The 6171-nt window shown below is 37.1% G+C and carries 3 protein-coding genes; all 3 read left to right on the forward strand.

Annotated features, from left to right (window positions below; genetic code table 11):
- Positions 1-42: 42 nt before the first annotated feature.
- Positions 43-1965 (forward strand): DNA topoisomerase (ATP-hydrolyzing) subunit B, encoded by a 1923-nt coding sequence (gene gyrB, locus HF876_RS09545; RefSeq protein ID WP_205964073.1) that lies wholly within the window; start codon positions 43-45, stop codon positions 1963-1965.
- A 27-nt stretch (positions 1966-1992) separates the two neighbouring features.
- Positions 1993-4527 (forward strand): DNA gyrase subunit A, encoded by a 2535-nt coding sequence (gyrA, locus tag HF876_RS09550; RefSeq protein WP_169359834.1) that lies wholly within the window; start codon positions 1993-1995, stop codon positions 4525-4527.
- A gap of 170 nt (positions 4528-4697) precedes the next feature.
- The gene (locus HF876_RS09555) at positions 4698-5807 is read left to right on the forward strand and encodes an HD-GYP domain-containing protein (protein ID WP_169359835.1); all 1110 of its coding nucleotides are present in this window, start codon (positions 4698-4700) and stop codon (positions 5805-5807) included.
- The last annotated feature ends 364 nt before the right edge of the window (positions 5808-6171 follow it).

Raw genomic sequence — 6171 nt, forward strand, 5'->3', positions numbered from 1 at the left:
CCAGTATGGAAAGTAATGAAAGAGTGGGTGAGCAAGTTGGCAATGGAAGAGAAAGATTTAAAACCATCTTATGATGCTGATCAGATACAAGTATTAGAAGGTTTAGAAGCGGTAAGAAAACGTCCCGGAATGTACATAGGGACTACTAGCTCTAAAGGACTTCACCATCTTGTATGGGAAATCGTTGATAACAGTATTGATGAGGCGCTCGCTGGTTATTGCGATCATATTATTGTGACGATTGAAAAAGACAATTGGATTCGTGTGGAAGACAATGGCCGTGGTATACCAGTTGATAACCAAGAAAAAATGGGAAAACCTGCAGTTGAAGTTATTATGACTGTTCTTCATGCTGGTGGTAAATTTGGCGGCGGCGGATATAAAGTGTCCGGTGGGCTTCATGGTGTTGGTGCATCAGTAGTAAATGCCTTGTCAGAGTATACGGAAGTTTATGTTAAACGCGATGGAAAAATTCATACGATTAAATTTGAACGAGGAGCTGTTGCTTCACCTTTAGAAGTAACGGGAGAAGCATTAGAAACAGGAACTACTACAAGATTTAAAGCAGACTCGCAAATTTTTACGGAAACAACTGTTTATGAGTATGATATCTTAGCGCACCGCGTAAGAGAATTAGCTTATTTAAACCGTGGTTTGACCATCACTATTGCAGATGAACGAGAAGGCCAAGAAAAATCAGTTAAATACCTTTACGAGGGCGGTATTAAATCTTACGTAGAGGATCTAAATAAATCAAAAGAGCCAATTACAGAAGAAGCTATTTTTGTAGAAGGTGAGAAAGACGGAATATCTATTGAAATTGCCATGCAATATAATGCTGGATATTCATCAAACATTTTATCTTTCGCAAATAATATTAATACGTATGAAGGCGGAACACATGAATCTGGCTTTAAAACTGCCCTTACTCGTGTAATTAACGATTATGCAAGAAAAAATGGTTTACTAAAAGATTCAGAAACAAACTTGTCTGGTGACGATGTACGAGAAGGTTTAACTGCTATTGTTTCAGTAAAACATCCCGATCCTCAATTTGAAGGACAAACCAAAACAAAACTCGGTAACTCCGAAGTAAGCACTATTACTAATAGTTTGTTTGCTGAAGGTTTTGACCGATTTTTATTAGAAAACCCTCAAATTGCTAGAAAAATTGTGGATAAAGGGCTGATGGCTGCCCGTGCACGTGTAGCTGCGAAAAAAGCACGAGAATTAACTCGTCGTAAGTCAGCTTTAGAGGTATCTAGCTTACCAGGGAAATTAGCAGATTGTTCTTCCCGTATTCCAGCAGATAGCGAATTGTATATAGTTGAGGGTGACTCAGCAGGTGGATCAGCGAAATCAGGACGAGATCGTCACTATCAAGCTATTCTTCCATTACGAGGAAAAATATTAAACGTGGAAAAAGCACGTTTAGATAGAATACTTGGAAATGCAGAGATTCGTACTATGATTACAGCTTTAGGTACTGGCATTGGGGAAGAGTTTATTTTAGAAAAAGCTCGTTATCATAAAATCATTATCATGACCGATGCGGACGTAGATGGAGCTCATATTCGTACATTATTACTTACCTTCTTCTTCCGATTTATGAGACCATTGATTGAAGCAGGTTATGTGTATGCAGCACAACCACCTTTATATCAAGTGAAACAAGGAAAGCATGTAGAGTATTGCTATAATGATGAACAACTAAAAGAAATTTTAGATCGATTGCCTAAAACGTCTAAGCCAAACATTCAACGTTACAAAGGACTTGGAGAAATGGATGCAACTCAACTTTGGGAAACAACAATGGATCCAGAAAATCGTACATTGCTTCAAGTTAACTTGGATAATGCAATGGAGGCAGATGAAGTCTTCACACAGCTGATGGGCGAAGAGGTAGAGCCTCGTCGTCAGTTTATCGAAGACAATGCTGTATATGTGAAAAATTTAGATATTTAAGAATGTGTTTAACTGGAGGTCTTTAGGATGTCAGAAATACCGAATAAAGGTGTCAGAGGGATCAATATTAGTACAGAAATGAGAACATCCTTTCTTGACTATGCGATGAGCGTTATTGTATCCCGTGCATTACCTGACGTACGAGACGGGTTAAAGCCCGTACATCGTCGAATTTTATATGGGATGCAAGAACTAGGAAATACACCAGATAAGCCTCATAAAAAATCTGCTCGTATCGTAGGAGACGTAATGGGGAAATACCATCCACATGGTGACTCCTCCATTTATGATGCAATGGTTCGTATGGCGCAGGATTTTAGCTATCGATACATGCTGGTAGACGGCCATGGTAACTTTGGATCTGTCGATGGAGACGGAGCAGCAGCTATGCGATATACAGAATCACGTATGTCCAAAATTGCTTTAGAATTATTACGCGATATAAATAAAAATACGATTGATTATAAAGATAACTATGATGGTCAAGAAAAAGAGCCAGTTGTGTTACCAAGTAGATACCCAAATTTACTTGTAAATGGGGCTTCGGGAATTGCTGTAGGTATGGCAACTAACATCCCTTCTCACCATCTTGGGGAAGTAATAGACGGGGTTTTGGCTTTAACGGAAAACCCAGCCATCACTATTGAGGAATTAATGAATATTATTCCTGGTCCTGATTTCCCAACAGGCGGTATCATATTGGGCCGTAGCGGGATCCGTCGTGCTTATGAGACTGGGAAGGGCTCTATCCTAATCCGTGCGAAGGTCGAAATTGAACAAAAGCCTAGTGGGAAAGAAGTAATTATCGTTAAAGAAATTCCATATCAAGTAAATAAAGCTCGTCTAATTGAAAAAATAGCAGAGCTTGTACGTGATAAGAAAATTGATGGAATTACTCATTTGGCTGATGAATCAGATCGAAACGGAATGCGTATTGTTATTGAAGTTCGTAAGGATGCAAATTCTAACGTGCTCCTCAATAACTTATACAAACAAACCGCACTACAATCGAGCTTCGGTATTAATATGTTAGCGTTGGTGGACAACCAGCCTAAAGTGTTGAACCTAAAAGAAATGCTTTACTATTATCTAGAACATCAAAAAGTGGTAATCCGTCGTCGTACGCAGTTTGAATTGAACAAGGCTGAAGACCGCGCGCATATTCTAGAAGGTCTACGAATTGCATTAGATCATATTGATGAAATTATTAAGCTAATTCGTTCTTCTCAAACAGGAGAAATAGCAAAAAATGGCTTAATGGAGCAGTTCAATTTATCAGAACGACAAGCGCAAGCAATTCTGGATATGCGTTTACAACGTTTAACTGGATTAGAGCGCGATAAAATTGAAGATGAATATAAGGCATTAGTACAATTAATAGAGGAACTAAAATTCATCTTAGCTAATGAATATCGAGTAATTGAAATCATCCGTGAAGAAATCACGGAGATTAAAGATCGCTATGCAGATAAACGCCGTACGGAGATTGTTGCAGGAGGAGCAGAGGTCTTTGAAGATGAAGACTTAATACCTGTAGAAAATTCTGTGCTTACTTTAACAAATAAAGGGTATATTAAACGTTTACCTGCAAATACGTATAAGAGTCAAAAACGTGGTGGTCGTGGAGTACAAGGAATGGGAACTAATGAAGATGATTTCGTTGAGCATTTATTGTATACATCCACCCATGATACGATTCTATTCTTTACGAATAATGGTAAGGTATACCGTGCAAGAGGATTTGAAATTCCAGAGTATGGTCGAACAGCAAAAGGCCTGCCACTGGTTAATCTTCTAGGCATTGAGAAAAACGAGCATGTAACTGCGATGATCCCAATGGCTTCATTTGAAGAAGATAATTACTTAATCTTTACGACTAAGCATGGTGTAACAAAAAGAACACCAGTATCAGGTTTTGCACATATCCGTGCTAATGGTTTAATAGCTATCTCTTTACGTGAAGAGGATGAACTAATAGGAGTTCGTTTAACCAACGGTAAAAAAGAGATTATCATAGGTACACGCCAAGGTAAGCTAGTAAGATTCGAAGAAACAGATATACGTTCTATGGGCCGGACTGCTGGAGGAGTAAGAGGAATCCGTTTGAAGGATGACGATTACGTAGTAGGAATGGAAATTATAGAACCTGGACAAGAGATACTAGTGGTTACGGAGAATGGTTACGGTAAACGTACACCAGAATCTGAGTATAGATTGCAAACTAGAGGTGGTATGGGTGTAAAAACATGCCAAATCACTGATAAGAATGGACCTTTATGTGCCGTGAAGGCAGTAGATGGTTCTGAAGACTTGATGCTAATCACAATTAATGGCATGTTGATCCGTATGGATGTAAACGATATTTCTATGACAGGACGAAGTACTCAAGGTGTTCGTCTAATGAGATTATCTGGCAGCGAGTTAATTGCTACCGTAGCAAAAGTTGAAAAAGAAGAGGAAGAAGAAGTAATAGATGCTGAAATGGAAGAAGCAGCTGTTACTCCTGATGAAGATTCATCCTCAACAGAAGAAATAGAAGAAATAGAAGAAATAGAAGAATAAGTAAGTAAACTACCCTTAGACACTGTTTAAGGGTAGTTTTTTTTAGTTAGATAACTGTAGCTAAGTGAAAATACGATTTATATTAATTAGATAAACATAGAATTCGCATATACAAGAATCAATAGAATTTAGTATAATTAAGGAAAATAAAAGAAAAAGCAGGGTAACAAATGGAATATATCTTACAAAATCTAGAAGAGGTTAGAATTGGTAGTATAATAGCCGAAGATCTGTTTGTGAATACAAAGTCCCCAGTCGTGCGTAAAGATACAAAAGTCTCTAGGGAACATATTGAGGTACTAAGAGCATTTAACATTATTAAAGTACCCATCTCTGTTGAAAATATCTTTAATAGGTCAGAAGAAGAAATTCTCGAGTTAAACAATAAAAAACAAGTAGATGAGCAGAAAAATAGTAACTCCTTATCGAATAAAACAAACTTTAATACCTTATATAACCAAGCGGTAAATAACTTCTTTAAAGAGTTTACAGCATGGGAAACAGGAGTAAAGGTGGATGTAGCAAAACTAAGAAATATTGTTATGCCTTTAGTAGATCGTGCGATGCAGGAGAAACATATATTTTCTCTTTTAAATAGTTTTTCTTCTATGGATAAATATGTAGCTCACCATTCTATAGCAGTAGGCATATTATCGGGAGCTATTGCTAAAAAGCTTCGTTACGAGCCGGGTCTCATCAACCAAATAGCGACTGCAGGCTTATTAGCTGACGCTGGAATGGCTAAGGTAAACTATAAGATTAGAGATAAAAAGACGCCACTTACGGAAAATGAGTTTTCCGAAATCAAAAAACATACCATTTTTAGCTTCCAAGCTATTAAAGATAGTCCTTTATTGAAGCCGGAGATGAAACTAGCAATCTTTCAGCACCACGAAAGATTAGATGGAAGTGGTTATCCTAAAGGAGAAAGAATGAACAATATATCTCTATTCTCTCAGATTATAGCTGTGGCTGATGTTTATCATGCAATGACATCAGAACGTATATATCGGGCTAAAGCTTCCTCTTTTAAAGTGTTAGAGATGATTAAAGAAGAAGAGTTTGGTAAGTATAATATAGAAGTAGTCAATGCTCTCATCTCCCTTGTCTGTGATTTACCTATTTCCACAAAGGTGAGATTGTCAGATGGAGAACTGGCAGAGATTATCTTTATTCATAGAGATTCTCCAATGAGACCTATGATCCGTCTCCTGGAAACCGGCCATATAATTGATTTGGCAGGAAAGAGATCCTTGCATATTGAAAGTGTAATCAATTGATAAGATAATGAAGTACCCTTCTAAACTAAAGAAGTAACTCAAGCACTAGAACCTTTTTGAAATGGCTGTTATATAGAAGAATCACTTAGAACTTTTATAAGTGATTCTCATACTTTAAATAGTTCTAAAGTTTATTCTTAAAAAGTATTGACGAATAGGTTCAAAGGATGGTATAGTAATCAAGTTCTCATTTTTAATTCTTATTTGCAAAAAAAACAATTTGAATAAAGTTGTTGACAGAAAGATAAAAATTTGATATGATAATAAAGCTGTCGGAACAAACGACACAATGAACATTGAAAACTGAACATGCAAAACGTTAAGACATACAGCATCAACAAGCTTCGGCTTGATTGACGCAAAA

It is taken from the genome of Psychrobacillus sp. BL-248-WT-3, assembly GCF_012843435.1.
GTDB lineage: Bacteria > Bacillota > Bacilli > Bacillales_A > Planococcaceae > Psychrobacillus.